The organism is Actinospineispora eucalypti (assembly GCF_039543365.1).
GTDB classification, from domain to species: Bacteria; Actinomycetota; Actinomycetes; order Mycobacteriales; family Pseudonocardiaceae; genus Pseudonocardia; species Pseudonocardia eucalypti.
This window is the reverse complement of record NZ_BAABJP010000001.1, coordinates 197,894-224,328: the sequence shown is the minus strand read 5'-3', so window position 1 is coordinate 224,328 and position 26,435 is coordinate 197,894. Positions and strand designations below refer to the sequence as shown.

The 26,435-nt window shown below is 72.1% G+C and carries 27 protein-coding genes and 1 tRNA gene; 15 read left to right on the top strand and 13 right to left on the bottom strand.

Going from position 1 to position 26,435, the window contains the following annotated elements; genetic code table 11:
• Positions 1-310: 310 nt before the first annotated feature.
• On the top strand, positions 311-559 hold the full coding sequence (locus tag ABEB12_RS01070; protein ID WP_185058501.1) for a hypothetical protein: 249 nt from the start codon (positions 311-313) through the stop codon (positions 557-559).
• Here the strand turns inward: ABEB12_RS01070 and ABEB12_RS01065 are convergent.
• A complete protein-coding gene (locus ABEB12_RS01065) occupies positions 556-1,773 on the bottom strand; it encodes an amidohydrolase (protein WP_185058500.1) in 1,218 nt (405 codons plus the stop codon). The genes ABEB12_RS01070 and ABEB12_RS01065 overlap by 4 nt on opposite strands.
• 149 nt (positions 1,774-1,922) lie before the next feature.
• Between ABEB12_RS01065 and ABEB12_RS01060 the strand changes: the two genes are divergently transcribed.
• The 4 genes from ABEB12_RS01060 to ABEB12_RS01045 all read left to right on the top strand — a co-directional run bounded on the left by ABEB12_RS01060 (position 1,923) and on the right by ABEB12_RS01045 (position 4,538).
• Complete coding sequence (locus ABEB12_RS01060; protein ID WP_185058499.1) at positions 1,923-2,465, top strand: tRNA adenosine deaminase-associated protein; 543 nt, start codon at positions 1,923-1,925, stop codon at positions 2,463-2,465.
• Positions 2,466-2,472: 7 nt separating this feature from the next.
• The gene (locus ABEB12_RS01055; protein WP_185058498.1) at positions 2,473-2,946 is read left to right on the top strand and encodes a deaminase; all 474 of its coding nucleotides are present in this window, start codon (positions 2,473-2,475) and stop codon (positions 2,944-2,946) included.
• 5 nt (positions 2,947-2,951) lie between these two features.
• Complete coding sequence (locus ABEB12_RS01050) at positions 2,952-4,079, top strand: DUF2786 domain-containing protein (protein ID WP_185058497.1); 1,128 nt, start codon at positions 2,952-2,954, stop codon at positions 4,077-4,079.
• 93 nt (positions 4,080-4,172) lie between these two features.
• Entirely contained in the window at positions 4,173-4,538 is a 366-nt protein-coding gene (locus ABEB12_RS01045) for a hypothetical protein (protein ID WP_185058496.1), read from the top strand.
• On the opposite strand, the gene ABEB12_RS01040 is transcribed toward ABEB12_RS01045, so the two are convergent.
• Positions 4,517-5,545 (bottom strand): gamma-glutamylcyclotransferase, encoded by a 1,029-nt coding sequence (locus ABEB12_RS01040; RefSeq protein WP_221497520.1) that lies wholly within the window; start codon positions 5,543-5,545, stop codon positions 4,517-4,519. The two genes, ABEB12_RS01045 and ABEB12_RS01040, sit on opposite strands and share 22 nt — an antisense overlap.
• A gap of 117 nt (positions 5,546-5,662) precedes the next feature.
• On the opposite strand from ABEB12_RS01040, the gene ABEB12_RS01035 reads away from it, so the two are divergent.
• Positions 5,663-7,363, top strand: coding sequence for an AMP-binding protein (locus tag ABEB12_RS01035; protein WP_345702466.1), 1,701 nt, complete (start codon positions 5,663-5,665; stop codon positions 7,361-7,363).
• Positions 7,364-7,401: 38 nt separating this feature from the next.
• Positions 7,402-7,489 (top strand) — tRNA-Ser (locus ABEB12_RS01030).
• Positions 7,490-7,554: 65 nt separating this feature from the next.
• On the opposite strand, the gene ABEB12_RS01025 is transcribed toward ABEB12_RS01030, so the two are convergent.
• Positions 7,555-8,592, bottom strand: coding sequence for an alpha/beta hydrolase family protein (locus tag ABEB12_RS01025; RefSeq protein ID WP_221497519.1), 1,038 nt, complete (start codon positions 8,590-8,592; stop codon positions 7,555-7,557).
• Between the two features lie 72 nt (positions 8,593-8,664).
• Between ABEB12_RS01025 and ABEB12_RS01020 the strand changes: the two genes are divergently transcribed.
• The gene (locus ABEB12_RS01020) at positions 8,665-9,549 is read left to right on the top strand and encodes a TIGR03620 family F420-dependent LLM class oxidoreductase (protein WP_185058493.1); all 885 of its coding nucleotides are present in this window, start codon (positions 8,665-8,667) and stop codon (positions 9,547-9,549) included.
• Between the two features lie 49 nt (positions 9,550-9,598).
• Here the strand turns inward: ABEB12_RS01020 and ABEB12_RS01015 are convergent, their stop codons facing one another.
• Positions 9,599-11,317, bottom strand: a complete 1,719-nt coding sequence (locus ABEB12_RS01015; protein WP_185058492.1) for an amidohydrolase family protein — start codon at positions 11,315-11,317, stop codon at positions 9,599-9,601.
• A 78-nt stretch (positions 11,318-11,395) separates the two neighbouring features.
• Positions 11,396-12,514: a hypothetical protein gene (locus ABEB12_RS01010; RefSeq protein WP_185058491.1), complete on the bottom strand. Its 1,119-nt coding sequence runs from the start codon at positions 12,512-12,514 to the stop codon at positions 11,396-11,398.
• 209 nt (positions 12,515-12,723) lie between these two features.
• On the opposite strand from ABEB12_RS01010, the gene ABEB12_RS01005 reads away from it, so the two are divergent.
• The 4 genes from ABEB12_RS01005 to ABEB12_RS00990 all read left to right on the top strand — a co-directional run bounded on the left by ABEB12_RS01005 (position 12,724) and on the right by ABEB12_RS00990 (position 15,339).
• Positions 12,724-13,302, top strand: coding sequence for a hypothetical protein (locus ABEB12_RS01005; protein ID WP_185058490.1), 579 nt, complete (start codon positions 12,724-12,726; stop codon positions 13,300-13,302).
• Positions 13,299-14,186 carry a hypothetical protein gene (locus ABEB12_RS01000; RefSeq protein WP_185058489.1) on the top strand — a complete coding sequence of 296 codons (888 nt, stop codon included), beginning with the start codon at positions 13,299-13,301 and terminating at the stop codon, positions 14,184-14,186. The genes ABEB12_RS01005 and ABEB12_RS01000 overlap by 4 nt, the downstream gene beginning before the upstream one ends.
• A gap of 188 nt (positions 14,187-14,374) precedes the next feature.
• Positions 14,375-14,752, top strand: a complete 378-nt coding sequence (locus ABEB12_RS00995; RefSeq protein WP_185058488.1) for a hypothetical protein — start codon at positions 14,375-14,377, stop codon at positions 14,750-14,752.
• A complete protein-coding gene (locus tag ABEB12_RS00990; RefSeq protein WP_185058487.1) occupies positions 14,749-15,339 on the top strand; it encodes a DUF3558 family protein in 591 nt (196 codons plus the stop codon). The genes ABEB12_RS00995 and ABEB12_RS00990 overlap by 4 nt, the downstream gene beginning before the upstream one ends.
• A gap of 61 nt (positions 15,340-15,400) precedes the next feature.
• Here the strand turns inward: ABEB12_RS00990 and ABEB12_RS00985 are convergent, their stop codons facing one another.
• The 6 genes from ABEB12_RS00985 to ABEB12_RS00960 form a co-directional block, all read right to left on the bottom strand.
• Positions 15,401-16,198 carry an SAM-dependent methyltransferase gene (locus ABEB12_RS00985; RefSeq protein ID WP_185058486.1) on the bottom strand — a complete coding sequence of 266 codons (798 nt, stop codon included), beginning with the start codon at positions 16,196-16,198 and terminating at the stop codon, positions 15,401-15,403.
• Positions 16,199-16,304: 106 nt separating this feature from the next.
• Positions 16,305-16,883 (bottom strand): hypothetical protein, encoded by a 579-nt coding sequence (locus ABEB12_RS00980; protein ID WP_185058485.1) that lies wholly within the window; start codon positions 16,881-16,883, stop codon positions 16,305-16,307.
• A gap of 39 nt (positions 16,884-16,922) precedes the next feature.
• Positions 16,923-17,612, bottom strand: coding sequence for an FHA domain-containing protein (locus tag ABEB12_RS00975; RefSeq protein ID WP_345702464.1), 690 nt, complete (start codon positions 17,610-17,612; stop codon positions 16,923-16,925).
• Positions 17,613-17,631: 19 nt separating this feature from the next.
• Positions 17,632-18,927 carry a VWA domain-containing protein gene (locus tag ABEB12_RS00970; protein ID WP_185058484.1) on the bottom strand — a complete coding sequence of 432 codons (1,296 nt, stop codon included), beginning with the start codon at positions 18,925-18,927 and terminating at the stop codon, positions 17,632-17,634.
• Positions 18,924-19,952, bottom strand: coding sequence for a protein phosphatase 2C domain-containing protein (locus ABEB12_RS00965; RefSeq protein WP_185058483.1), 1,029 nt, complete (start codon positions 19,950-19,952; stop codon positions 18,924-18,926). Before ABEB12_RS00965 ends, ABEB12_RS00970 begins: the two co-directional genes overlap by 4 nt.
• Positions 19,953-20,002: 50 nt before the next feature.
• The gene (locus ABEB12_RS00960; RefSeq protein ID WP_425572178.1) at positions 20,003-22,042 is read right to left on the bottom strand and encodes a serine/threonine-protein kinase; all 2,040 of its coding nucleotides are present in this window, start codon (positions 22,040-22,042) and stop codon (positions 20,003-20,005) included.
• Between the two features lie 187 nt (positions 22,043-22,229).
• On the opposite strand from ABEB12_RS00960, the gene ABEB12_RS00950 reads away from it, so the two are divergent.
• Entirely contained in the window at positions 22,230-22,559 is a 330-nt protein-coding gene (locus ABEB12_RS00950; RefSeq protein ID WP_345702544.1) for a hypothetical protein, read from the top strand.
• A 55-nt stretch (positions 22,560-22,614) separates the two neighbouring features.
• Here ABEB12_RS00950 and ABEB12_RS00945 read toward each other — a convergent pair whose 3' ends face one another.
• Complete coding sequence (locus tag ABEB12_RS00945) at positions 22,615-23,808, bottom strand: hypothetical protein (RefSeq protein WP_185058482.1); 1,194 nt, start codon at positions 23,806-23,808, stop codon at positions 22,615-22,617.
• 145 nt (positions 23,809-23,953) lie between these two features.
• Here ABEB12_RS00945 and ABEB12_RS00940 point away from each other — a divergent pair, with 145 nt between their 5' ends.
• Positions 23,954-24,889 carry a LysR substrate-binding domain-containing protein gene (locus tag ABEB12_RS00940; RefSeq protein ID WP_185058481.1) on the top strand — a complete coding sequence of 312 codons (936 nt, stop codon included), beginning with the start codon at positions 23,954-23,956 and terminating at the stop codon, positions 24,887-24,889.
• A gap of 8 nt (positions 24,890-24,897) precedes the next feature.
• On the opposite strand, the gene ABEB12_RS00935 is transcribed toward ABEB12_RS00940, so the two are convergent.
• Positions 24,898-25,458: a TetR family transcriptional regulator gene (locus tag ABEB12_RS00935; RefSeq protein ID WP_185058480.1), complete on the bottom strand. Its 561-nt coding sequence runs from the start codon at positions 25,456-25,458 to the stop codon at positions 24,898-24,900.
• 73 nt (positions 25,459-25,531) lie between these two features.
• On the opposite strand from ABEB12_RS00935, the gene ABEB12_RS00930 reads away from it, so the two are divergent.
• On the top strand, positions 25,532-26,413 hold the full coding sequence (locus tag ABEB12_RS00930; protein WP_185058479.1) for an NAD(P)H-binding protein: 882 nt from the start codon (positions 25,532-25,534) through the stop codon (positions 26,411-26,413).
• Positions 26,414-26,435: the final 22 nt, after the last annotated feature.

Genomic DNA, 26,435 nt, shown 5'->3' with positions numbered 1-26,435 from the left:
GTTGCGAATACCTACGCAGAGCCGCTCTGCCCGCGGCGAAGCGACACTGATCGGGTGGGCGTACCGCTCCTCGTCCCACAGCGACCACTCAGCGCAGCGAACCGCGCGATAACCGGCGATCGCGTTGCGCACGGTTTCCCTTTCCGGGCGGATCGGTAGCTTGATGCGGCAGGTTCTGGGGGGCGCCACGGTGCCGGTCCGGCGCGGTGGCGTCAGCGCAACCTGCCAGTTTGGTGAAGGGTCCGGGAGAAACCAAGTGACGACGCCAATGATGCGCGCAAGCCACGCGCACCGCGCAGCGGATCAGGTTATGCATGCGACTCGGCCGGTTCTCGGCCGCTGTCACCGCTGCGGCGAACAGGTCATCGGCTGCCGGGACTCGGAAGATCGGGTGGTCGCGGTCCACCCGGTGCCGGTCCCCGGTGGTGAGTTGATCATCAATGGTGACCAGTCGCGGATCGTCCAGGTGCTGTCCTCGCGGGAGGCCTCGGCCGCCCGCAGGCGCGGTGACCTGGGCTTTCTGCCCCACGCCCGGACCTGTCGGCAACTGGGCAACTAACGGAGCGCGTCCAGCGCCAGCGCGGCGTACATGGCCACCCCGTCGACCATGGCGGCCTCGTCGAACTGCACGCGGTTGGAGTGGTTCGGCGCGGCGCTGTCCGGGTCCAGGTGGGGCGGGCAGCCGCCGAGGAAGGCCAGCGCACCGGGCACCCGGGCCAGCACGTAGGAGAAGTCCTCCGAGCCCATGATCGGTGAGTTCATCGGGGTCACCCGGGACGGACCGAGCACCGAGGCGGCCAGGCCGTCGATGCGGGCGGCCGCGTCGGTGTCGTTCGAGGTCACCGGGTAGCCGGGGTCGATCCGCACGCTGGCGCTGCAGCCGTACGCGGCGGCGGTGTACTGGCAGCAAAGCTGCGCCTGCTCGCACAGGTAGGCGCGGGTGGAGTCGGACAGCGTGCGGATGGTGGCTTCCAGGAACGCGGTCTCCGGGATCACGTTCCCGGTGGTTCCGGCGCGCAGCTGGGCCACCGTGATGACCGCCGGCTCGTGCGCGCTGATCCGCCGGGTGAGCATGGTCTGCAGCGCGCCGACCATCGCGGCGGCCGCCGGCACCGGGTCCAGGGCGTCGTGCGGGGCGGAGGCGTGCCCGCCGCGCCCGTGCACGGTGACCCGCAGCGAGTCGTGCGCGGCCATCAGCGGCCCCGGCCGGGTCTGCACCGTGCCGCTGGGCATGGTGGCGCTGATGTGCAGCGCGTACGCCAGGCTGGGCACGCCGGCCGGCCCGGAGGCGTCCAGCAGCCCTTCGTCGATCATGTAGCGGGCGCCGTGCAGGCCTTCCTCGCCGGGTTGGAACATGAACAGCACCCGCCCGGCCAGGTCCGACCGCCGGTCCACGAGCAGCCGGGCCGCCGAGGCCAGCATCGCGGCGTGGGTGTCGTGCCCGCAGGCGTGCATCACCCCGTCCACGGTGGACGCGTAGGGCAGCCCGGACGCCTCGGTCAGCGGCAGCGCGTCCATGTCCGCCCGCAGTAGCACGGTGGGTCCCGGCCGGTCGCCCTCCAGCACGCCGACCACCGAGCCGCAGGTGCGCCCGGTGTGCGTCTTGATCGGCAGGTCGGACAGCTCGCTCAGCACGGCGGCCTGGGTGAGCGGCAGCCGCAGGCCCAGCTCGGGATTGCGGTGCAGGCTCCGGCGCAACGCCACGGTGCGCGGCTGCACGGCGTGCGCGGCGTCCCGGAGTCCGGGAAACTCGGGTGCGGCGTGGTCGGGCATAGCTTCAGATACTGACACAGCGCTTAGTAACCCGATCGGGTCCGCTACCAGCTGGTAGTAGGTATCGGGCGGGCCAACTCGACTGGACCAACGGGTCAACTTCCGGATGTGGTTTGGAGCACACGCCCAACTGGGCTTACCTTGGTGTTATGTCCGTCCAGTCAGTCCGTGACCCTGCCGACGCCCGAGCCGGCGGCAAGACCGAGGCTCGGGACGATGTGCTGCCGGGATACGCCGTTGCGGTGATCCGGGAGGAGGGCCGGTGGCGCTGCGTGCGCCTGGCCAAGGACGCGTTGGTCGACCTGGACAAGGCGATCACCGAGCTGCGCTCGCTGAGATCCACCGGCGCGGTGCTGGGCCTGCTGGCGGTCGACGACTGCTTCTTCGTGCTGCTCCGCCCGATTCCGGGCGGGGTGGAGCTGATGCTGTCCGACGCGGTGGCCGCGCTGGACTACGACGTGGCCGCCGACGTGCTCGACCTGCTGCGGGTGGACCTGCCACCGGAGGACGCGGCGGACGACGAGCCGTGGCCGGAGGGCGACATGTCCATCATCGCCAACCTGGGCATGCCGGCCGACGAGCTGGAGGTGCTGGCCGGCGAGTGGGAGCTCTATCCCGACGAACAACTGGCCGCCATCGGCCGCCGGTGTGGTTTTGCCGACGCGCTGGCCGAGGTGGTCGGCGGTCGCTGAGCCCGCCATGCACAGCAAGGCCGACGAGGACCTGATCCGGCGCGCACTCGCCGTCGCCGCCGGGGCGCTGAACACGGAGGACGTGCCGGTCGGCGCCGTCGTGCTGGACGCGGACGGCGTCGAGCTGGCCGCCGCGTGCAACGCCCGCGAGGCGCACAGCGACCCGACCGCGCACGCCGAGATCCTGGCGCTGCGCGAGGCGGCGGCCAAGGCCGGCCGGTGGCGGCTGGACGGCGCCACCCTGGCGGTCACCGTGGAGCCGTGCACCATGTGCGCCGGGGCGATCGGCCTGGCCCGGGTGTCCCGGGTGGTGTTCGGCGCCTGGGAGCCGCGCACCGGTGCCGTGGGCTCGCTGTGGGACGTGCTGCGCGACCGGCGGGTGCTGCACCGGCCGGAGGTGGTCGGCGGGGTGCTCGCCGAGGAGTGTGTGGACCTGCTCACCCAGTTCTTCGCGAACCGTCGGGGCCACCAGGCACACTGACCGGCATGAGCTGGTGGCGCAGGGTCACACGGTCCGACCCGAAGTCGGTCAACGCCGCGCTCACCGACGCCCTGCGGGCGACGTGGGCGATCGGTTGGCAACCCGTGGACGTCTGGCAGGTGGTGCGCCGGCGGCTGGACGGGAAGGCGACGGACTTCCTGGTCGGCGCCATCGCCGAGGAGGCCGCGCACTACGCGGAGCCCACCGTGCACCCCCGCTGGCGGGCGCAGCTGGCCGAGCTGGACGCGACCCGGTGGTGGCCGGCCACGCAGTGTTTCACCGAAGCTTACGCGGCGCGTAAGAATCTGAACGACGTCGACGTCCTCGAGCTGGCCGCCCAGGTGCTCCACCTGCTGCGCATCCTGCCGCCGCAGCCGACGCTGCTCCCGCCGCCGGGCAGCCACACCGGCGCCCCCGCACGCGAAGACCCCGGCGTGGACCCCAAGCTGCTGGCCAAGATCCGCGGCCTGCTGGCCAAGGCCGAGTCCACCCAGTTCGACGAGGAGGCGGACGCGTTCTTCGCCAAGGCCCAGGAGCTGATGAGCAAGTACTCCCTGGAACGCGGCGCGCTGGAGGCCCCGGCCGGGGACCCGGCGGTGCGCACCGGCGGGCGGCGGCTGTGGCTGGAGAACCCCTACCTGGGCGCCAAGTCGATGCTGGTCGGCACGGTGGCCAAGGCCAACCGCTGCCGCGCGGTGCTGCAGGAGGACCCGGGGTTCGTCACCGTGCTCGGCGAGGAGACCGACCTGGAGCTGGTGGAGGTGCTCACCACCTCGCTGCTGGTGCAGGCGGGCAAGGCGATGCTGGCGGCCGGTCGCCGGGTCGACCACACCGGCACCTCCCGCACCCGCTCGTTCCGCCAGGCGTTCCTGGTGTCCTACGCGGGCCGGATCGGCGAGCGGCTGAACGAGGCGTCACAGCGGGCCGAGGCGGAGGTGACCGAGGCGATCGGCGAGACCCGGCTGCTGCCGGTGCTGGCCGCCAAGGAGCACGCGGTGCAGCAGCTGCTGGACCGGCACTACCCGAAGCTGGCCACCCGCCGGGTCTCCATCTCCAACGCGGCCGGCTGGCACGCCGGCCGGGCGGCCGCCGACCTGGCCGTGCTGGATGCCCGCCGGGCGTTGGGCAACTGATCGATTACGAGTTATAGACAACTCTAGCCACCCAGCTAGATCGGTCTAGGCTGGCTGAGAGATCGATTTTGGCCGCACAGATGGAGGGGAAGCGTGTCAGTAATCGCCAGGTCAGCGCTCACATTGGGCATGGTGCTCGCCGCCGCGGCGGCCACCACCGGCACCGCGTATGCCAGCGGGTCGCACACCAACTGCAAGGCCCGGGGTAACGCGGCGGTCTACGACCGGTACAACGCGGAGCAGGACTCGGCCGACCACCCGCTGGCGGTCCTGAACCAGGACCAGCAGTTCGTGGTGACCAAGACGGTCTCGGAGAAGTTCTGGCAGGGCTACCGGGCGGACGACCCGGACAAGCACCAGTCCTACGCGGACTCGGACCGGTTCATCTGCGACCAGGACATCGACCACAACTTCACCGACGACGAGTCCCTCTACCGCTACGGGGAAGACGACGACTGATAGAACCAGGCCGCCGTGCCGGAACCCAGCGAGACCTGGACACGGCGGTAGTCGTCCACCTCGTACCGGTCGGCGGCGGCCAGCTCGGTGGTGCTCAGCGTGAGCACCGTGCCGGGTAGCGCGTCGGCCGGGTCGCCGGTGCGCCGGGCGATCGGGTGCCGGTCGGTGCCGCTGACCGCGATCACCTCGGGATCGGTGATGGTCACCCAGTCCGCCCGGTACCCGGGCAGGCTGTCCGGTGCGCCGGCCAGCTCCCGGCCGAAGTGTTCCCGCTGCACCGCGGCGAGCTGGAGCGTGCCGTAGGAGAAAAGCCGCGCGGTGGCCCCCTCCGCGCCGCCGATGCGGCGCAGCTCCGGCCGGCCCGGGTCGTCGCCGCCGATCAGCACGCCGGCGCGGACAGCCGGGTCCACCTCGTCGGCGTACATCCGGCAGGCCGGGTGGTAGCGCTCGCGGTACGCCCGCTCGGCCTCGTCGGCGTCGGCGAACACCGCCGCGTTGGAGATGTCCCGTTGCACCGCCCGCTGCCGCGCCAGCGAGTGGTCCACATCCAGGTAGATCGTCTCGTCCCAGTGCGGCGCCAGCTCGGTGCGCTGCAGGAAGGTGCCGTCGACCAGCAGCACCGTGTCCGGCTCGGCGGTGCTCGGCGGCTCGTCCACCGGGGCATCGGCGGCCAGGTCGATGATCCGGGCCGGGAAACGCCCGTTCCCGCCCGGGCCGAGCGGGGCGAGCACCAGCCGCGCGAACGCTTGGAAGTCGTAGGCGTCCCGGTAGTACCCCTCGGCGGACAGCCGCCCCGCGCGGTACCGGTGCGCGCGCGGGTGGTGGAACCCGTCCATCGACACGATCACCGCCGGCCGCCCGCGCTCCCGCACGGCGGCCGCCAACTCTCCCGCCAGCGTGGTCTTGCCCGCCCCGGTGACCCCGTCGACGGCCACCCGCACCCGCCGCCCCGGCAACCGCGCCACCAGGTGGTCCGCCACCCGCCCCAACACCCGCGCCCGCGTCACCCCCACACGCTAACCGCCCCCCGATTCGGTCACTTCAGCAGGAATTCTTCCGAAGTGGTGATGTCGCAACCGGTCCGGTCCTGGTTAGGGTCGCACTCGGAGAATGGGAGGGCGCTCGTGGGCGAGACGACCGGGTTGGCCGAGTTCCAGGCGGCACGGCAGTTCCTACTTGATCACCGCGAGGACTACGACGGCGCTTACCGGGGCTTCCGGTGGCCAGAGCTGCACGCGTTCAACTGGGCGCTGGAGTGGTTCGACCACCTGGCCACCGCGCCGGACAGCGCGGACCGGCCGGCACTGTGGATCGTCGAGCAGGACGGCTCCGAGCAGCGCTGGACGTTCGCCGAGATGTCCGCCCGGTCCAACCAGGTGGCCAACTGGCTGCGCGGCCAGGGCGTGCGGCGCGGCGACCGGATCGTGCTCATGCTGGGTAACCAGGTCGAGCTGTGGGAGACGATCCTGGCCGCGATGAAGCTGGGCGCGGTGGTCATCCCGGCCACCACTCTGCTGGCCGAGGCCGACCTGCGCGACCGCATCGACCGGGGCCAGGCCAAACACGTCGTGGTGGCCGCCGCCGAGACCGACAAGTGGTCGGCCGTGCCCGGCGGGTACACCCGCATCGCCGTCGGCGGGCCGACGCCGGAAGGCTGGCTGGACTACGCGAACTCCGCCGCCGAGCCGTCGGTGTTCGCCCCGGACGGGGTCACCCGGGCCTCCGACACCCTGCTGCTCTACTTCACCTCGGGCACCACGGCGAAGCCCAAGCTGGTGGAGCACACGCACGTGTCCTACCCGGTCGGCCACCTGTCCACGATGTACTGGATCGGCCTGGAGCCCGGCGACATCCACCTGAACATCTCCTCGCCCGGCTGGGCCAAGCACGCCTGGTCGAACGTCTACGCGCCGTGGAACGCGGGCGCCTGCGTGCTGATCTACAACTACGCCCGGTTCGACGCGGCGGCGCTGCTCGGCGTGATGGGCCGCTGCGGGGTGAACAGCTTCTGCGCCCCGCCGACCGTATGGCGCATGCTCATCCAGGCCGACCTCTCCGGCCTGTCCACGCCGCCGGCGAAGGTGGTGGGCGCCGGCGAGCCGTTGAACCCCGAGGTCATCGAGCAGGTGGAGAAGGCCTGGGGGGTGCGCATCCGGGACGGCTTCGGGCAGACCGAAACCACCGTGCAGGTGGGCAACACGCCTGGTCAGACGGTCAAGCCAGGATCGATGGGGCGGCCCATCCCCGGGTTCAAGGTCGCCCTGATCGACGTGGCGTCGGGCCAGCCGGCCGACGAGGGCGAGATCTGCCTGGACCTGGCCGAGCGCCCGCTGGGCCTGATGGTCGGCTACCGGGACGACGCCGACCGCAACGCCGAGGCGATGGCCGGCGGCCACTACCACACCGGCGACGTGGCCTCCCGGGACGCCGACGGCTACATCACCTACGTGGGCCGCGCCGACGACGTGTTCAAGGCCTCCGACTACCGGATCAGCCCGTTCGAGCTGGAGAGCGTGCTGATCGAGCACGAGGCGGTGGCCGAGGCCGCCGTGGTGCCGGCGCCGGACGAGATCCGGCTGGCCGTGCCGAAGGCGTACATCGTGCTCACCGCCGGCCACGAGCCCAACCGGGACACCGCGTTGTCCATCCTGCGCTACGCCCGGGAGAACCTGGCCCCGTACAAGCGGATCCGCCGCCTGGAGTTCGCCGAGCTGCCCAAAACGATCTCCGGCAAGATCCGCCGCGTCCAGCTCCGGGGCCAGGAAGACGCCGGTCAGCGCCCCGAAGAGTTCCGCGAGGACCAGTTCCCCGAACTGAAGGGCTAACCCGCGGTCGCCAGAGCCCCTGAGGTACAGTTCGTAGCGGTGGCGTGTCCGAGCGGCCGAAGGAGCACGCCTCGAAAGCGTGTGAGGTGCAAGCCTCCGTGGGTTCAAATCCCACCGCCACCGCCATAGCCTGAACAGGCAAAACGCCGGTCACCTTGATCACGGGTGACCGGCGTTCTTCGTTTGGGAGCTCACTCCACGTGCTTCTCGATCCACTGCCGCAACCAGCCGGCCACCTCCAGGCTGTTGCGGTCCTGCATCAGCATGTGCGAGTTGCCGTGGAAACCGACGTCGGGCAGCAGCACGACCTCGGCCCGCCCCCCGGCCTTGTTCGTCGCATCCACGAACTCCCGGCAGCCCTGCAGGCGCGGTGACCAGCGCGGCGACCGTTCGATGTAGTCCCCGAACAGCACCAGCACCGGCAGCTTCACGTAGGGCCGGACGTCCTCGGTCGGGGCCGGGCAGCGGCCCGGCTCGATGGAGACGATCGCGGCCACCCCCGCCGGGTCGAGGGAGACCGTCTGGAACGGGTAGATGCCCGATTGCGAGTGGCTCACCAGGACCGTGTTGTTCAGGCGCTTCGACAGCTCCGACAATGCCGGAACGGTCGGGTTCGGGGTCGGGAGCGACTCCAGCCAGTCCGGCACCATCTGCTTCCAGAACTCCGCCTGCGCCTCCACCGGGAACTGCATGCCGGGGAAGACCTCCCCATAGCGTTCGCCGAAGCGGAAGTTGACCCAGGCGTTCTCCCGGCCGATGGCGAACAGGGTCGGGAGCTGGTCCGGCGGGGACTTGCCCACCTTGGCCGCGTTGATCGCCGTAGGCGTGGCGGCGGAACGGCCGCGCGAGGCCTGGTCGACGACGTAGGTCGGGTAACCACTGCGCACGAAGTACTCGTCCCAGCCCATGCGGCCGTCGGGCGTGGTTTCCCAGGTCTTGCCGGTCAGACAACAACCGTGGATCAGCGCGATCGACGCGGGTTTGGCATCCACCGGGGTTTGGTAGTGCACGTAGACCTGGTCGTTGGTGATCGTCCCCGACGGCTCGTAACGGGCCGAGTTGGACAGCGTGTCCGACCGGACGTCCTGGCCACCCAGGAAGAAGCTGCCCTGGCTGGCGACGGTGAGCGGCCCGGTGAGGACGGGCCCGGTGGCGGCCTGGTCGGGAGGTTGTGTCTGACAGGCGACCAGGGCGAGGGCCAGAAGCACGCCGGCCACCAAACGTTTCACTCAGGCCTCCTCGACGGACCGACCGACTCGTCCGGTTGCCGGCACCCCGGGATGAGAGTAGACGCTAACTTTATGACTGCGATCTTGACTGGGACGGGCATCTGGAGCGGCGGGCTGCGGTTCGGCCCGGAGGACGAGGCGTGCGCGGCCGCCGCCGAGGCGGAGCGGCTGGGCTACAGCGCCGTCTGGGTCCCCGACCCCGGCGGCGAGGACCTGTTCCCCCGGCTGGCCGCGCTGCTCGCCGCGACCAGCACCATCACCGTGGCCACCGGAATCCTGAACCTGTGGATGCACGAGCCGGCCGTGGTGGGCGCCCGGTACGCGGAGCTGTCGGCCAAGCACGACGGCCGGCTGCTGCTCGGCATCGGGGTCAGCCACGCGCTGATCATCGACGGCACCCATCCCGGCGAGTACCGCAAGCCGCTGGCCAAGATGCGCGAGTACCTGGAGCAGCTGGACGCCGCCGACCCGCCCGTGCCGGTCGAGCACCGGGTGCTGGCCGCGCTCGGCCCGAAGATGCTGGAGCTGTCCCGGGACCGCGCCGCCGGCGCCCACCCGTACCTGGTCACGCCCGAACACACCGCGAATGCGCGCGCCGCGCTCGGCCCGGACAAGCTGCTCGCGCCCGAGCAGAAGGTGATCCTGGAGACCGACCCGACGCGGGCCCGGGAGATCGCCCGGGAAGCCCTGCGGCTGTACTTCGGCCTGCCCAACTACGTGAACAACTGGCTCCGCTACGGCTTCACCCAGGAGGACGTGGCCGCGCCCGGCAGTGATCGCCTGGTCGATGCCCTGGTCGCCTGGGGCACCGAGGAGACCATCGCCGCGCGGGTCGCCGAGCACCGGGACGCCGGCGCCGACCACGTCACCATCCAGGCCCTGGACGGCAGCGAGCGCGGCATGATCGCCCTGCCCACCCAGGACTGGGCGCGCCTCGCCTCGGCCCTGCTGAAGTGACCGAACCACCCTGCTGAACCGACTGAACCAGCGTGCTGAAGTGACTGAATCAGGGGGTGGGGCGGGGGCCTCGGAGTAGGCGGCCGGGGAGGGCTTCGGTGGGCTCGCCGTTGGTGTAGGTTTCCTCGCCCGCGACCAGGGTGTGGCGGTAACCCTCGACGCGTTGCAGCATGCGGCGGCCGCCGGCGGGCAGGTCGGCGTGCACCTCGGGGCGGCGCAGCCGCATGCCGACCACGTCGATCACGTTCAGGTCGGCGCGGTAGCCGGGGGCCAGCACGCCCCGGTCGTGCAGGCCGACCCAGCGCGCGGTGTCCCGGGCCTGCCGCTGCACCACGAACTCCAGCGGGAGCCGGGCGCCGGAACGGTCCCGGGTCCAGTGCTGGATCAGGGTCGTGGGGAAGCTGGCGTCGCAGATCGTGCCCACGTGCGCGCCGCCGTCGGAGAGGCCGGGCAGGGCGCAGGGGTGCGACAGCATCTCGTGCACCGCGTCCAGGTTTCCCTCGCGGTAGTTCAGCGCGGTCAGGTAGAGCAGGCCGCCGCCGGCCAGGATGTCGTAGGCCAGCTCGACCGGTTCGACCCCGGCCTCGGCGGCCCGGGCGGCCAGCGTCTCCGACGGGGCGGGTTCGTAGTTCGGCGGGTCGGTCAGCTCGTACATCAGCGGGTACAGGTGGATCGCCCCGCCGCCGAGGCGGCCGGAGTCCACGTCGGTGGTCTGCGCGGCGAGCATCTCCGCGCGGGTGGCCGGCTCGCGCATGGCGGCGGCGATCTCCTCCGGCTGACCCGCCGACCGGGCGAGCCGCTGGTAGACCGGGTTGGTCATGAACGGGTTGAGCGTGTTCGCCAGGCCCAGGATCAGCCCGATGGACCGGGCCGCCACTTGCGCGCGCATCGGCAGGCCTTCGTTGCAGGCGCCCTCGAGCAGGTCGAGGATCCGCCGGTGCGCGCCCAGGTCGTGCGGCAGCTGGGCCAGCGAGACGGACAGCGGGCGGCCGGACTCGGCCACCATCCGGCGCAGCATGTCCAGCTCGACGTCGATGTCCGGGAAGTCGGTGACCAGCTGCAACACCCCGGTGCCGGTCTCCCCGACGGCCTTGGCGATGGCCACCAGCTCGTCGGCGGCCACGTCGTAGGACGGGGTCAGCTCGCCGTCGATGCTGCGGTGGTTGAGGGTGCGCGAGGTGGAGAAGCCGAGCGCGCCGGCGCGCACGGCTTCGGCGGCCAGCTTGGCCATCAGGGCGACCTCTTCGGCGGTGGCCTCGGCGCGCGCCGCCGCCCGCCGGCCCATCGCGTGCACCCGCAGCGCGGCGTGCGGCACCTGGGTGCCCAGGTCGACGTCGTAATGCCGGGTGTCCAGCACGTCCAGGTACTCGGCGAAGCTCAGCCAGTTCCACGGCAGGCCCTCGTGCAGGGCGATGCCGGGGATGTCCTCGACGCCCTCCATCAGCTCGATCAGCCGGTCGTGGTGCTCGGGTTTGGCCGGCGCGAAGCCCACCCCGCAGTTGCCCATCAGCACCGTGGTCACGCCGTGCCAGGACGACGGCTGCAGCCGCGACTCCCAGGTGGCCTGGCCGTCGTAGTGGGTGTGGATGTCCACGAACCCGGGGGCGACCACCGCGCCGTCGGCGTCGATCTCCCGCCGGCCGCGCCCGGACACCCGGCCCACCTCGACGACCGTCGCCCCGTCGATGGCCACGTCGGCGGTGTACGGCGGGCCGCCGTTTCCGTCGACGACCGTGCCGCCCCGAACAACTACGTCGTGCGCCGTCATCGCCGCCCCCGATCGTTAGTCTTCCTTCGTACCTCGCTCGGGGCGGGTTTGGGAAGACCTCAGGAGGCCGGCGAGTAACTAAGAGCTGGCCATCAGGGCGTCGCGCCGCGCGGCGAAGTCGGCGTCGCGCAGGGCCACGTTGCTCTCACCGGGACGGATGCCGTGCTCGGCCATTCCGGCCAGCACCGGACCGGTCAGCTCCGGGTCGGCCCGCAGCATGGCCTCGAGCAGGCGGGACACGTACCGGCGCAGCTTCAGCGCCTGCTTCGACATGCCCGGCTCGTCCCGCTGGGCCAGCGTGTAGGACAGCTCCAGGCCGCGCAGCACCATCCGGTCGAACCGCTCCCGGTCGTACCCGGCCTCGATCACCCGCTGCCGGGCGGTCCAGCAGGCCGAGCCCCACACCGTGCCGTCGGCGTGCGGGTCGGACATGCCGCCCTGGAAGCTGGCCATGCTCCAGCCGGCGTGCAGCGAGCGGCGCCGGCGGTCCCACTCCGGAACCGACGAGCGGTGCCAGCCGTAGATGTCCGGCGAGTCCAGCAGGATCGCGGTGAGGTAGTCGCAGCTGCCCTCGTCCAGCGCGATCTTCTTGTTGGTCTGCTCGTCGGCCGGGCGCAGCCGGTTCAGCCGGAAGTCGGCCGTGTGCCGGCAGACGTGGTGACCGGTCTCGTGGTAGATGATCGCCAGGTTGTGCGAGGGGGCGTTGAAGTAGGGCACGCCGCCCGGCGCGGGGATGTAGCTGCCCCCGCCGCCCAGGTGGATCTCCCCGCTGGCCAGCGCGTGCCCGGTCTCCGGCGGGTCGTAGGTGCGCGCCTTGACGCGGTAGTGCCCGCCGCCCCAGCGCCGGGGCGACTCGTGCAGGCCGACCCGGATCAGCAGGTGCGGCAGCGGGTGGCCGAGCAGCTCGGCGGCCCGGCGCAGCGCCCGCTGCGCGTTGTAGGCCGTGTTGGTGAGGCCGAAGATGCGCGCCTGCCGGTCGCTGTCGGTGTCACCGAGCGGCCCGCCGCCAGCGGACGGATCGACCAGGATGTCGCCGGTATCAGCCGGGTCGAGCAGGTTGACGCCCCGTTCGTCACGGACCGTCACCTCCGCCGTGACGAGTTCCGCCGGACCCCTGGAGACCAGCACCAGCGGCACCTGTGCGACCCGGCCCGGCGTAGGCCGGCCCTCGGGGAGGTAGGCCGACACGGTAATCACGAAATACCTCCCGAACCACCGGCATTGGACCTGGTGTGCACGACCCGCCGCGGCCGTGTCCACAGCTCATTCATAGACTAAAACTGGACTGTAACCGACTGCGCTGAGTGTTCGAACAGTCACTCAAAAGGCCCGATCGGGTGACCCTTGGTCGAGCCAACCAACCCTGAGAACTAGTCAGCCGTTAAAGCATCCATGGTAGGTGTGGAGTGAGCGGGTACGAATGGGAGCCACGCGAACGTGGCGTGGCGGCGGCGTTGGCGATCGGCATGCTGAGCGCGATCATGTATCCAGTCTGGCAGAACTGGCGGCCGAAAGATGATCGCAAGGACGGCTTCCCGCTGTCCTACTACCCGATGTTCAGCGACAAGCGCCCGCGCGCCCACCCGGTGCGTTTCACCGTCGGCATCCGGGCCGACGGATCCCGCTACTACATCCCCAGCAAGCTGCTCGGCAGCGGCGGGCTCAACCAGGTGCGCCGGCAGCTGAAGCGAGTGATCGACGGCGGCCAGGTCGGCGAGTTCGTCAAGGTGGTCGCGGCCCGGGTGGCCGCCGACGAGCGGTTCCCCGACGCGGAGCGGGTGCAGATCATCCAGGGCGTGTTCGACCTGGACGAATGCATGCTCAACCGGGAGATGAAGGCCGAGTCGGAAGAGGTGCTGGCGGAGGCCGAGGTACTTCGCCCGACGCCCGCGCCCGACGGTATCGTCCCGCCCGCCGCCGCGAACGGCGGCAAGCGCCAGGCAGTGGTGAGCCGGGTGTCAACGCGGAACGGAGTGGCCAAGTGAAGATCTCCGCGCGGGAAGTCCTCGGGGCGGCCACGCCCGCGGCCCGCCTCGGCCTGGTCCGCGCGATCATCGGCGGGTACACGCTGTACTACCTGAATAAGCGGCGGAACATGTTCCGCCGCGTGAACCGCACCGACCCGGCCCTGTTCAAGCCGGTCGGACCGTGCCGGGTGCTGACCAAGCCGATCCCGCCGAACATCGCCGACCGCCTCAACGACGCCACCATGGTCAGCACCGCGCTGTTCACGCTGGGTAGCGGGCACCGGGTGGTCGGCAAGGCTCACGCGGCGCTGCTGCTGTGGACGCTGTCCTACCGCAACTCCTGGTCAATGATCTTCCACAGCGACAACACGCTGGTCCTGCACACCCTGGTACTGGGCGCCGCGCGGTCCGCCGACGCGGTATCCCTGGACTCGCTGGCCGGCCGGGCCAGGCCGGAGCCACACCCCCGCTACGGCTGGCCGCTGCAGCTGATGAACGCCGCCTCCACCCTCACCTACCTGCTCGCCGGCATCGCCAAGGTGGTCGGGCCGAGCGGTTGGGGCTGGGCCAAGGGCGACGGGCTGCGCCGCCAGGTGGCCATGGACGGCATCCGCAAGGAGGTCTACGGCTCGCGGGCCGAGCCGACCGCCTACAAGCTCTACCCGTACCGCGGCCTGTTCACCGCGTTCGCGGTCGGCTCGCTGGCCCTGGAGCTGCTCGCCCCGCTGGGCCTGCTGAACCGCCGGCTGGGCCGGATCTGGGCGGTGAACACGTTCGGCATGCACTGGGGCATCAAGGTCATCATGGGCATCCGGTTCCGCTACCAGCTGTCCGGCATCTCCTTCGTGCCGTGGTTCGACCTGGACCGGCTGCCCCAGCTGCTGCTCTTCTGGCGCCGCTGAGCACCCGGCGAGTGAGGGATTCGATCAGGGAGCGGCGAGCGAGGCGCCGCCCCGGGGGGACGGCACGGCGGCAAAGCCGCCGGGGTGGGTGAGGACAGCGCCGCGAGCCGGATCCCTCATTCGCCGGGTGCTCTAGATTCTGTCGTTTAGGGCATTTGTGTTCTGGCCGGGCGCTACCGTGACCAGCTATGGAGCTGATCGGGGACGGCGCCCGGCCGGAACGCGTCCAGGCGGCCATCAACAACGTCCGCCTACAGGTCAACCCGGACAACATCCTCAAGGTCCGCAAAGTGTTCCTAGACGAAGCCGCTCGAATCCGCGAGTTCCTTCGAAGTCTCCAGTCCGACAGAAGCTACGTCGGCCTCTGCGGTGGGGACCCGCTTTCGATCGACGCCGCAAGAGCATTCAATCGCCGGATCGACCACGAACTGCGGCAGGCTCGGGACTACGGCGAGCAACTCGAGGCCGCCGGCAGGTCGTTGGAGAAGATCGCCCGCAACTACGGTTACACCGAGGGTCAGATCAGAGCCTCGTTTAATCAACCGGCCCAGGAGCAGCGGTTGTGAGAATTCGCCTTACCACGATTGCCGCGCTAACTCTGCTGCTCAGCGGGATCACCGCGTGCTCAACCGAGCCAGTACCGCCATCGCCCACCCCGTCAGTGGCTCGGCCGCCCTCCGTTGCCTTTCCCTCCCGACCCCGGGAGGTACGGGTGGACGGGATCGACCCATGCACGCTGGTCACCAGCGGTCTCCTTGCCGAGCTCGGGGTTGGGACCGAACAACGCCGACGCAAGCCCAACACGGTGCAGACCTCAGCATCCTCATGCGAATGGTCGGACACTTCCGCGCGCCCAATCCTGACCCTCGAGGTCTGGGTCGTACCGGACAGACCAGTCACGGACTACATCGCAGAGGAGGGCGCGGAAGTGACCACTGTTGCGGGATTCCCCGCTCTGGACAGCGAATCGGGCGGCTTCGATCCGGACGAAGCGTGCATGGTCCGGGTTGACGTTGCCGCCGGCCAGGGCATCTGGGCCGGGTTGACCAGCGAATACGGGAAGTTGCCGGGGGCTTCGCATGAGTTGATGTGCCGGAAGGCGCATGTGGCGGCGGAGGGTGTGATGCGGGCGCTGCTGGCCCGTACCGGCTAGCTCGGCGCTGAATCTCCCGCACGCGCCTAACTGGGCGCGTGCTCGGCCAGCGCATTCGGCGCTAGGGCTTGCGGGCGACGCCGCCGTAGCCGTCGATGGGGGCGGGCGGGGCGCCGATGTGCTGCTCGTCCGGGCGCCACTGGGTGATGGTGACCAGGCCGGGCTCGACCAGCTCCAACCCGTCGAAGAACTCGCGTACCTCGTCCACCTTGCGCAGCGAGTAAGGCGTGGTGCCGGCGGCGGCGTAGCGGCGCACCGCCTCGCGGATCTGGTCGCTGGTGTCGGTGGCGTCGCGCAGCAGCAGGTAGCTGCCCGATGGCACGGCATCCATGATCCGGGCCACGATGGCCTTGGCCTTGTCGAAGTCGGTGACGTAGCCGAGCACGTTCATGATGATGACGCCGATCGGCTCGTTGAAGTTCAGCACGTTTCGCGCGTCGGCCAGGATCAGGTCCGGGTTGTGGATGTCCGCGTCGGCGTAGGTGGTGACGCCTTCCGGCGTGGTGTTGGTGAGCAGCGCGCGGGCGTGCACCAGCACCAGCGGGTCGTTGTCCACGTAGACGATCCGGGTCTCCGGGGCGATCGCCTGGGCCACCTCGTGGGTGTTCTGCATGGTGGGCAGCCCGGTGCCGATGTCGAGGTACTGCCGGATGCCGCACTCGCGGGTCACGTGGCGGACGGTGCGGATGAGGAACTGCCGCCCCTGGGTGGCCGCCCGGACCACCTCCGGGTACGCCTCGCGCACCGCCTCGCCGGCCGCCCGGTCCACCGGGTAGTTGTTCTTGCCGCCTAGCCAGTAGTCGTAGATGCGCGCCGAGTGCGGAATGTCGAAGCGAAGCTTCGCGGCGAGGTCCGGCATCGGCTCGTCGTTGAACTGAAACGGCGTCTTGACCAAGCGAGGCGCTCCACAGTGTCGATGGTGGGCGCCAATCATAGAGTGACCGGATGCCACCGGAAGGGCGACTCTAGTAACCCGACCAGGTCAGGTAGTGCAGGTCGACCGCCCCGGAGTTGGGGTCGGACGGCCGGTCGATGGTCACCAGGGACAGGTTGCCGGCGTTGGTGCGCACACAGATGCGCTGGCCCCGCTCCATCCGGTCCAGGCCGGACACACCGGCCCCGGGCGGCGGCCAGGCCGAGTCGGCCAGCGCGGTGCACGGATCGGGGGTCTCCTCCCCGCTGCCGGTGGCGGCGTCCGGCAGCCGGACCGCCCGCGCGCCGGCACTCAGCACCAACGCGGTGGCGCGCGACCGTGTCGCCAGGTCGGCGGTGCCGGAACCGCTCGGGTCGTTCGGGCCGGGACCGATCGCACCGGGCATGGAGACGTCCAGGTCGACGCCCTGCCCGTCGGCCAGCACGATCACCGATCCCCGCGCCACCGGGGCCGGCCCGTTCGCCGCCTGCCAGATCATCGCGGCCAGCCAGCCGCCCAGGGCGACCACTACGAAGATGACCAGCACCACGCCCATCTTGAGCGCGGAGTGGCTGGCCTCGGGCCGCGCCGCGCGGGTCCGCGACGCTCGGTGCACGCCGGTGCTGGACATACCACGATGATGCGCCTCGAATGTGACCCAGACAACACGCTAAGTGGCTGATGTGGCGCGTGTGAGCGTGATGGTCGTCCAGGCGCCGAGGTGGATGCGGTCGCCGCCGGCCAGCTCCACCGGCTCGCCGGGTGGGATGGGCTCGCCGAACTCGGCCGAGCCGCCGCGGGCGACCACCGTTCCGTTGGTGGAGTCCAGGTCGACCACCCGCCAGCCGCCGTCCGGGTCGCCGAGCAGCATCGCCTGCTGGGCGGAGATGCCCGGGTCCAGCGGCGGGCCGGACAGGTCGATGTCCGGCCGGGTGCCCCGGCCGCGGCTGCGCCGGCCGATCGCCAACCGGTCACCGACCAGCGCGAACCGCCGTTCCGGGCAGTACGGCGGAAAACCGACCTCGCCCGCGTCCGGGCCGCCACGCTCCCGCACGGCGTCGTACCAGGCGCGGTCGGCGCGGACCACCGCGACCAGCGCCCCGTCCGGCCGGTCCGGGGAAGCCCCGGCAGCCAGCCGGGTCGGGGAAGGCCCGGCGTCCGGTGCGGCCGGGTCGGGGACGGGCGCGGTGGCGTCGTGCCCGCAGACCTCGCAGAACCGGCCGGCCAGCGGCGCGCCGCAGTTCGCGCACGTCCCGGCGGGAACGGGGGAGACGGCGGCCGGGTCCGGACCGGACATCGCCGCGCCGCAGACGTCGCAGTAGTCCTCGCTGGCCGACGTATGGCCGTCCGGGCAGGTCACTCGGGCTCCTCCGGGCGGATCACTCGGGCTCCTCCGGGCGGGCACGGACCCGGACGGTCCGGGTGGACCGGGTGTCCAGGGTCATCTCGTCCGCCGCGGCGACCGCCTTGCGCAGCCGGACCGTGCCGGTCGGCGCGTCCAGCACGTCGACCACCTTGGCCAGCAGCCGGGCCGTCTCCGTGTTGCCCGCCGCGTCGGCCAGCGCGACCGCCCGGCCCAGGCGCGCGGTGGCGGTGCGCTCGTCGCCGGCCTTGCGCGCGGCCAGCCCCTCCTGGATCGCCTCGGCCAGCTCGGCCTGCCCGGTGTACCCGGCCACCGCCGGGTTGAGCCGGGTGGACAACGTGGAGTCGGCGGTCCAGCTCACCACCGCCCGCCCCGACCCCAGCGTCTCCCCCGAAGGCCCGGTGACCAGCGTGAACCGCGCGGCCAGCCGCTCCTCACCGACGGCGCCGGCCGGCACCCGCACGCCGACGTGGTAGTCCCGGCTCTCCGCCCCCCAGGCCCCGAGCGGGTACTCGCCGCGCAGCGGGTCCAGGTCGGTGCGCCGGTCGGTGAGGTCGGCGATGCTCGGCGAGACCTGCTTGACGAACCGCACCGCGGCGTCCTTCGGCGTCCACAGCCGCAGCGCGACCTCGGGCACCGCCTTGGCCATCGCCGCGTCCATCAGCGCGCGGAAGTCGGCGGCCAGGTCGTCGGGGTCGGCCACGATGTCCACGCTGCCCAGCAGGGCGTTGGTCACCATGCGCAGCTCGGCCACCCGCCAGTCGGTGCCGACCCCCCGGCAGTCGCAGCCGAACCGGTCCCGGCAGGCGTCGAGCGCCGCGCGGAAGGTGGGTTCGTCCTCGTGCTGGTTGTGCCCGTCGGTGAGCAGGATGGCGTGTTTGATCGCGCCGGGATGCCGGTCGACCAGCTGGGCGGCCAGCCGCAGCCAGGAACCGATCGCGGTGCCGCCGTGCGCGACCAGCTGCCCGATCGCCATGCCGGCGGCGGCGCGGCTGGTGTCATCGGCGGCCACGGTGCCACCGCCGGCCGGGAACACCTGGATCGCGGTGTGCGTGCCCTCGACCACGGCGAAGTGCACGCCGTCGCGCAGCTCGGCGATCGCGGCGGCGCAGGCGTGGCGGGCCGCCTCGAGCTTCTCGCCGGTCATCGAGGCCGAGCAGTCGATGATCAGCACCTCCACCGCGTCCGGGTCGGGCGCGGCGAGTGCGTCGGTGGCGGTGACCGTGACGATCGCGTCCACGTCGGTGGCGCCCTCGGCCAGGTACGGGTTGAGGTCCACGGTGACGGTGAACGGCGACTCCCGCTCCGTCACGACTCGGCCTCCGGGGAGATCGGGAGCAGCACCACGGTGATGTTGTCCCGGCCGCCGGCGTCCAGCGCGTACCGGGTGAGGGCGGCGGCCCGCTCGGCCGGCGTGCCGGGGGCCAGCGCCAGCTCGGCCAGCTCGACCGGTTCCGGCAGGTAGTTCCACAGCCCGTCGGTGCACAGCAGCAGCACCCCGGGGCCGTCCGGGTGGAACTCCACGAACCCCGGTTCCGGCGGCGCCTCGTCGATCGGGCCCAACCACCGGGTGAGCACGTGCGCGCGCCGGTCGGCGAGCAGGGTGGCCTCGTCCACGTCCGGGTCGAGCAGCTCGGCCGCCCAGGAGTGGTCCCTGGTCAACCGCCGGGAGCCGGTCTCGGCCAGCCAGTAGGCCCGGCTGTCCCCGACCCAGCCGATGTCGATCTCCCCGCACTCGCCGACGAAGGCGGCAACCAGGGTGCACGCCGGGTCGTCGAACTCGCCGCTGCCCTCGGCGGCCACCGCCTCGATGGCCGCCTGCATCGCCGCCCGCAAACTTTGGCGCCCGACGGAGCCGGCATCTGTCGGGCGCCCAGTTTCGCGCCCGACGGAGTCACCGCCGGCCTTGTCGCCCGCCGCGAGCAGCACCTCCAACGCGGTGGATGCGGCGGCCCTGGCGGCGCACTCGGAGGTGCGGCTGCTGGACACACCGTCGCTCACCGCGGCCATCCGGCCCAGGCCTTGCCGGCTGCCCAGGGCCATCGCGTCCTCGTTGAACGCGTGCGCATGGCCCCGGTCGCTGACCCCGGCCAGCGGGCCGAGGTCGATCTCCACCCGGTCCAGTGCGGTGCGTGTGCGCAGCCCGCAGTGCGGGCAGAACTCCTCCTCCCCGGCGATGCGGTCGCCACCGGGGCAGACCGGGAGACCGGGTTCGGTCTCCCCCTGCCGTACCCCGACCTCCGCACCGCAGGCCTCGCAGAACCGGTCCCCGACGACTACCGGCTGCGCGCATTCGCCGCAGGTCAGCGACGTCGCCGTCGCCTCCGTGTCGTCCACTGCGTTCACCAACTCGTTTCCCAATCGATCCGTCTTCACCAAAGCATCCACTAGAGCCAGGTGCGCGGGCGGACCTCGTTCGCCCGGTCCACCAGCTCGACCCGTCTCGCCCGGTCCGGGGCCAGCCGCGCGGCCGCGCGCAGGCAGTCCTCCAGCGCGAAGCGCAGTTCGCGCTCCCGCCACGGATGCCCGAGCAGCTCGGGCGCCGTCGACGGCTGCCCGGCGACCCGTACCGCCCGTTCCAACAACTCGGCGTGGATCTCCCGTCGTACCACCGGATCCAGCGTCAGCCCGGTCAGCCGGCCGGCCAGCTCGGCCAGCCCGTCCGGGCCGAGGTCCGGCTCCAGCAGCCCGATGCGCACCGAGGCCAGCCGTGCGCCCGGGTACTCCCCGGAACTGTTCGGCACGGCGTCCAACGCGGCCACCGCGCCGGCCCGGTCACCCACCCGCAGCCGGGCCCGGGCCAGCCCGAACGACGCGTCGACCAGGCTCGGGTCGGTGTCCGCCACGGGCCGGTACCCCCGTCGCGCCAGCTCGTCCCCCTCCGCCGTACCCAGGCACTCGGCCGCCGCCGCGAGCGCCAACCGGGGCGCCCACTCACCGGGCAGCGCACCGTACACCGCGTCGAACGCACCCACCGCCGCCCCAACATCCCCCCGGGCGAGCGCCGCCACCCCCCGCCGCCAGTCCACCCCCCACTCGTCCTCCGCCGCCTCCTCCACCGGCACCGGCAGCACCTCCGCCACCCGCCCCGGATCCGGCCGCCCCACCCCTCCCCGCGAGTCGGGGATCTGGGCACGGCGAGTCGGGGATTCAGGTACGGCGAGTCGGGGATTCGTGCCCGATGAGTCGGGCCTCCGAGCACGGTGAGTCGGGGATTCGTGCCCGGTGTGTCGGGGATCTGGGTACAGGCCGGCCAGCGACTCGGCGTTCAGCAGATCCGCGCCGAACACGCCGAGCGGCGGGCCGAACAGCGCGGACGCGGCCGGATGCGGCCGCCCGGTCTCCGCCGCCAGCACCTCACGCAGCACCCCGGTGAGCTGGTCGGCCATCTCGTCGGCGGAGCCGAACCGGCTTGCCTGGTCGGCGTCGGTGACCCGCCGCAACAGCCGGTGCAGCGAGTCGTACCGGGCCAGCACCGGGTGCTCGGACGGCTCGGGCAACGGCGTCGACCGGCCCCCGGTGGTCGGCGGGATGCCCAGCCCGAGCACCGCCAGCGTGCGCCCCACGGTGTACAGGTCGGAGCTGGCCGAAGGGCCGACCGTGGCGATCTCCGGCGCCTGGTAGCCGTTGGTGCCGTAGACCGCGCTGACCAGGTCGTCCATCTGGATCACCGCACCCAGGTCGATCAGCTTCAGCCGCCGCTCGTACTGGATCACGTTGTCCGGCTTGAAGTCGCAGTAGGCCAGTCCCTGCTCGTGCAGGTAGGCCAGCGCCGGCAGCACCTCGAGCAGGTAGGCGATGGCCTGCGGCAACGGCAGCGGGACCAGCCGGCCGTCCGGGTCGCGGCGCGCCTCCATCAACTCCTTGAGCGACAACCCGCCGACGTACTCCATCACGATGTAGCCGACCGGCGTGCCGTGCTCGTCCGGGTGCCAGGCGAAGTTGTGGATCGTGACGATGTTCGGGTGGTTCACCTCGGACAGGAACCGCCGCTCCGCGTACGCGGCGGCCATCGCGGCCGCGTCCCCGGAGTTGAGCAGGCCCTTGAGCACCACCGGCCGGTTGTCCACCTTCCGGTCCAGCGCCAGGTAGATCCACCCCAGCCCGCCGTGCGCGAGGCAGCCGCGCACGTCGTACTGCTCCTCGACCAGGTCGCCCGGCTTCAGTTTCGGCCGGAACGAGTACGCCGCGCCGCAGTGCGGGCAGAACCCCTCCACCCGCCCGGGAGAGCCCTCGCGGCCACGCCCGACCGGCTTGTCACACCGCCCGCAGAACCTCTTGTGCTCCGCCACCTGGGGATCCGCCAGCACGGCCGTCGCCGGGTCGGGCCGGGGCACCGGGGGCACCTCGACCAGCCCGCCGCCCAACCGCGACCGCCCGGAGGTGGACCGGCCGGACCCGGTCCGCCGCGACGGCCGGGAACCCACCGATCCCTCCGACCGCTGCGTTGAGTCCGCGCCCGACCGCTGCGTTGCGTCGGAACCGGACCGCTGCGTGGCATCCGAACGCTGCGTCGCATCCGAACGCTGCGTCGCATCCGGACCGGAACGCTGCGTCGCATCCGAATGCTGCGTCGCATCGGGACCCGAACGCTGCGTCGCGCCCGAACGCTGCGTGGCTTCCGGACCGGAACGGGTGGCCGCCCCCGAGCGGGAGGCCGGCGTGCCGTCGGGACCGTGTGGCCGGGCCGAGGCCGGGCCGGAACCCGAGGTCGCCTCCCCGCCGGCCCCGGAACGCTGGGCCGCGGTCCCACCGGCGGACCTGGCGGAGTCGGGCGCCGGCATCCCGTCCGGACCCGAGGAACCCGCCGCGTCCGGGCCGGGCGGTGGACCGCCCGTTGCGGACGACCATCCGCCGGACGAACCCGCCGCGTCCCGGCCCGTGACTCCAGCCGCCACGTCCGGCCCCGCCGAGACCGGCGCGAAACCGCAGACGTTGCAGTAGCCGTCCTCCAGCGTGCCGTCGCACCCGTCCCGCGCGCACGGGCTGCCGTCGGCGTTCACCGGGAACCGACCGGCGTGGTGACCAGCCGCTGGTACTCGACCAGCGCACGGGTTGCGGCGGCCAGGTCGCACGGGCGGGACCACAGCAGTTGGCGCAACCGCCGGTCCAGCTCGAGCACCTCGGGCTGCTCGCCCCGGCCCAACCGGCTCGCCTTGGCCCGGTACGCCTCGTAGCGGCCGCGCAGCTCGGCCCGGCGGTCGACCAGCTCCTCGGCCAGCCGGAGGGCCTCGCGCAGCTCCTCGGCGGCGGCCCGCAGCCGCGCACGCAACCGGTCCATGGCATCCGCACGGGCCGACCAGCCGTTGACCGTGGCCAATCGGTCCAGCTCGATGCGCAGCGCGGGCAACCGGTCCGGCACGGGCGCGAGGTGCGGGTTGGCGATCACTTCCCGCCCGCGGCGGTGGGCCTCGTCGACCGAGGCCAGCAGCGAGTCGGCCCGGCGCAGGCCCTCGGTGACCTCGGTGACCGACGCCGCCCAGTTGTCCCGGTGCCGCGCCAACCCGGCCAGCCAGGTCTCCAGCGTGCCGAGCGCCGGCGCCAGCTCGGCCAGCCGCCCGGTGTGCGGCGAGCCCAGCGGATCGGCGGAAGCCGAGGCGTCCAGCTGGTGCGCCCGTTCGGCCAGGGCGGCGGCGTCGGTGACGGCGGGGTCGGCCGGGTCGAGGCCCAGCTCGTCGGCCAGGGCACGGGCGGCGCGGAGCCGCTCGACCAGCGGCGCGTACTCGGCGAGGAACTCCCCGCGTACCCGGTCCACCTCCACCACGATCGTGCTGACCTGGTGAAACGCCTCGTCGATCCGGGAGACCAGGTGTTGCAGGTCGATCCGCTCGACGGCCGCACCCGCCGAGCGCAACCGGTCCGGCAGCGCGGCGGGTTCCGCCGGGTCGGGTTCGATGCACCGGCCGAACAGCAGATCCACCATCGCCCTCGGGCCTCGGCGGTCACGTAACTCGCGCGCCTCGGTCAGCACGGCGCGGAGCCGCTCGAAGTCCCGCCACAACGCGTCGTACCGGGGCGAAGCGTCCGACCACCGGCGCGCGGTCTCCCCGCTCAGCGGGCCGGCGGTGAGCAGGGCGCGCCCGGGGTGGCCGTCCAGCTCGACCAGGGCGGCGGCGATCCGGGCCTCCTGTTCGGTGCGGCGGGCCAGTTCGGCGTCGAGCGCGGGGTCGGACACGCGGTCCCGATCACTCATCCGCCCGGCCCCCCACGGCATGTGTGCCAGCGCACACCACGTTATTCCCCCGATCGTGGCGAGCGGGCGCGACCCGCGCAACCGGAAGCGATTCGTGGCCACCCGGTTACCGCCCGAGACCTGGGCAACGCGTTCCATGTCATCCGTGATCGAAGAGTTGAGCCTGCGCCAGCTGTCCTACTTCGTCTCCGCCTCGGACGCCGGCAGCATCACCGCCGCGTCCGCCGAGCTGCACGTCTCCCAGTCGGCGGTGTCGCTCGGGCTGGCCGACCTGGAGCGGCTCCTCGGCGTGCAGCTGGTGCTGCGCCAACGCGCGCGCGGGCTGACCCTGACCGCCGCCGGCCGGGAGCTGATCGGACCCGCCCGCGCGCTGCTGCGGCTGGCCGAGGAGCTGCGCACGGACGCCGGCGAGCTGGGCAACGCGCTGCGCGGGCGGCTGGTGGTCGGCTGCTTCCAGACGATCAGCCCGTTCGTGCTGCCGCACCTGCTGGACAGCTTCAGCGCCGCCCACCCCGGCGTGGAGCTGGACTTCGTGGAGGGCTCGCTGGTCGACCTCCAGGCCATGTTGGCCGACGGGCGCTGCGAGGTCGCGCTGCTCTACGACCAGGACCTGCCGGCCGCGGTGCCCCGGGAGACCGTGTACCTGACCCGGCCGCACGTCCTGCTCGCGCCCACCCACCCGCTGGCGCGGCGGCCCACGATCGCCCTCCACGAGCTGGCCGGACACGACATGATCATGCTCGACTTCCCGCCCAGCCTGCACCACTTCACCTCGTTGTTGACCGCCGCCGGCGTGGCACCCCGGATCCGGCACCGCAGCGTCAACTTCGAGACGGTCCGCTCGCTGGTCGCCCGGGAACGCGGCTTCTCCCTGCTCATCCAGCGACCGCTGGTGGAGGTGAGCTACGAGGGCCGCCCGCTGGTGACCCGCCCGGTGGCCGACGAGGTGGAGCCGACCGCGGTGGTTCTCGCCTGGCCGCAGTCACCCAGCACCGACCGGTCCGCGCGCCCCACCCGCCCCACGCGCCGCGCCCGCGCCTTCGCCGACCACTGCCACCGGGCACTCCGCGACCCCGGCTAGGACACGCCTCAGCCCGAGACCAGCCGTAACGCCTCGGCCAGCCGCTCACCGGTCGGTGCGCTCTCCGGGTCGACCAGCCACTGCATCATCACGCCGATGAGCAACGCCTGGTAGAACGCTCCGACGGTGTCCGCCTCGGCGGGTTGCCGGGCCGGGTCGATGCCGCCCAGCAGTTGGGCCAGGCCCAGCCGGCCCTCACGCATACCGTCCACGAGCTGCTGTCGCAGCTCGGAAGCATGATCGATCTGTGCATACACTTCGTATACCACTGCCCACATCGGACGGTTCCGCTCGAACGACTCGACGACCCGCGTCCACGTCGCCGCGAATCGCCGGTCCGCCGGAACTCCCGGGTCCGCCGAAAGCGCGCGGGCCAACTCGTCGCCCCACTCCCGCACGGTCTCCATCAGCGCCGCGTTGAGCAGCGCCTCCTTGGAGCCGTAGTGGTAGCCGATCGCCGCCATGCTCACCCCGGCCGCACCGGCGATGTCCCGCACCGTGGTGCGCGCGTAGCCCCGCTCGAGCAGGCAGCGCCTGGCCCCGGCGACCAGGTCCTCCCGATTCCCCATCGGACCATCCTTGCACGATCGCCTTGCGCAAACGCCTTGTACGTTTGCGCAAGACGCTCGTATGGTCGGTTTCATGGACATCGTGGTGACCGGCGCGACCGGCCAGCTGGGCCGGCTGGTGATCGACGAGCTGCTGAAGCGCGCATCCGCCGAACGGATCGTGGCGGTGGCCCGCGACCCGGCGAAGACGCCCCCACTGGCCCGGCTCGGCGTCCGGGTGCGGATGGCCGACTACGACCGGCCGCGCACCCTGTGTGACGCGTTCTCGCCCGGCGACCGGGTGCTGCTCATCTCCAGCGACCAGGCCGGCGAGGTGCGGACCACGCAGCATGCCGCCGTGATCGCCCAGGCCAGGGCGGCCGGGGTGGCGCTGCTGGCCTACACCAGCGTGCTCGGCGCGGACACCGCCACCTTCGAGATCGGCCGCGACCACCGGGCCACCGAGCTGTTGTTGCGGGACTCCGGCCTGCCGTACGTGCTGCTGCGCAACGGTTGGTACAACGAGAACTACACCGGCTACCTGGCCGCCACGCTCACCCACGGCCGGGTGTTCGCCAGCGCCGGGCCGGGCCGGGTGGCCACGGCCGCCTGCATCGACTACGCGGCGGCCGCCGCCGAGGTGCTCACCGGCGAGGGCCACGAGAACCGCGCCTACGAGCTGAGCGGCGACCGCGCGTGGGGCCTGGCCGAGTACGCCGCCGAGGTGACCAGGCAGTCCGGCCGCGGAGTCGGCTACACCAGCATGCCGGAGGCCGAGTTCCGCCGGTTCATGATCGAAGCCGGCGTGCCGGCCGAGGACGCCGACGCGCTGGTGGACGCGGACGCGGCGATCGCCCGGGGCGAGCTGGCCGCCACGACCGGCGAGCTGCGCGAACTGATCGGTCGCCCGACCACCCCGATCTCGGACAGCATTCGCACGGCCCTGGAGCGGCAGGCTCCACAGTTTTCCTCATGAGGATCCGCACAACTCCAGGTTT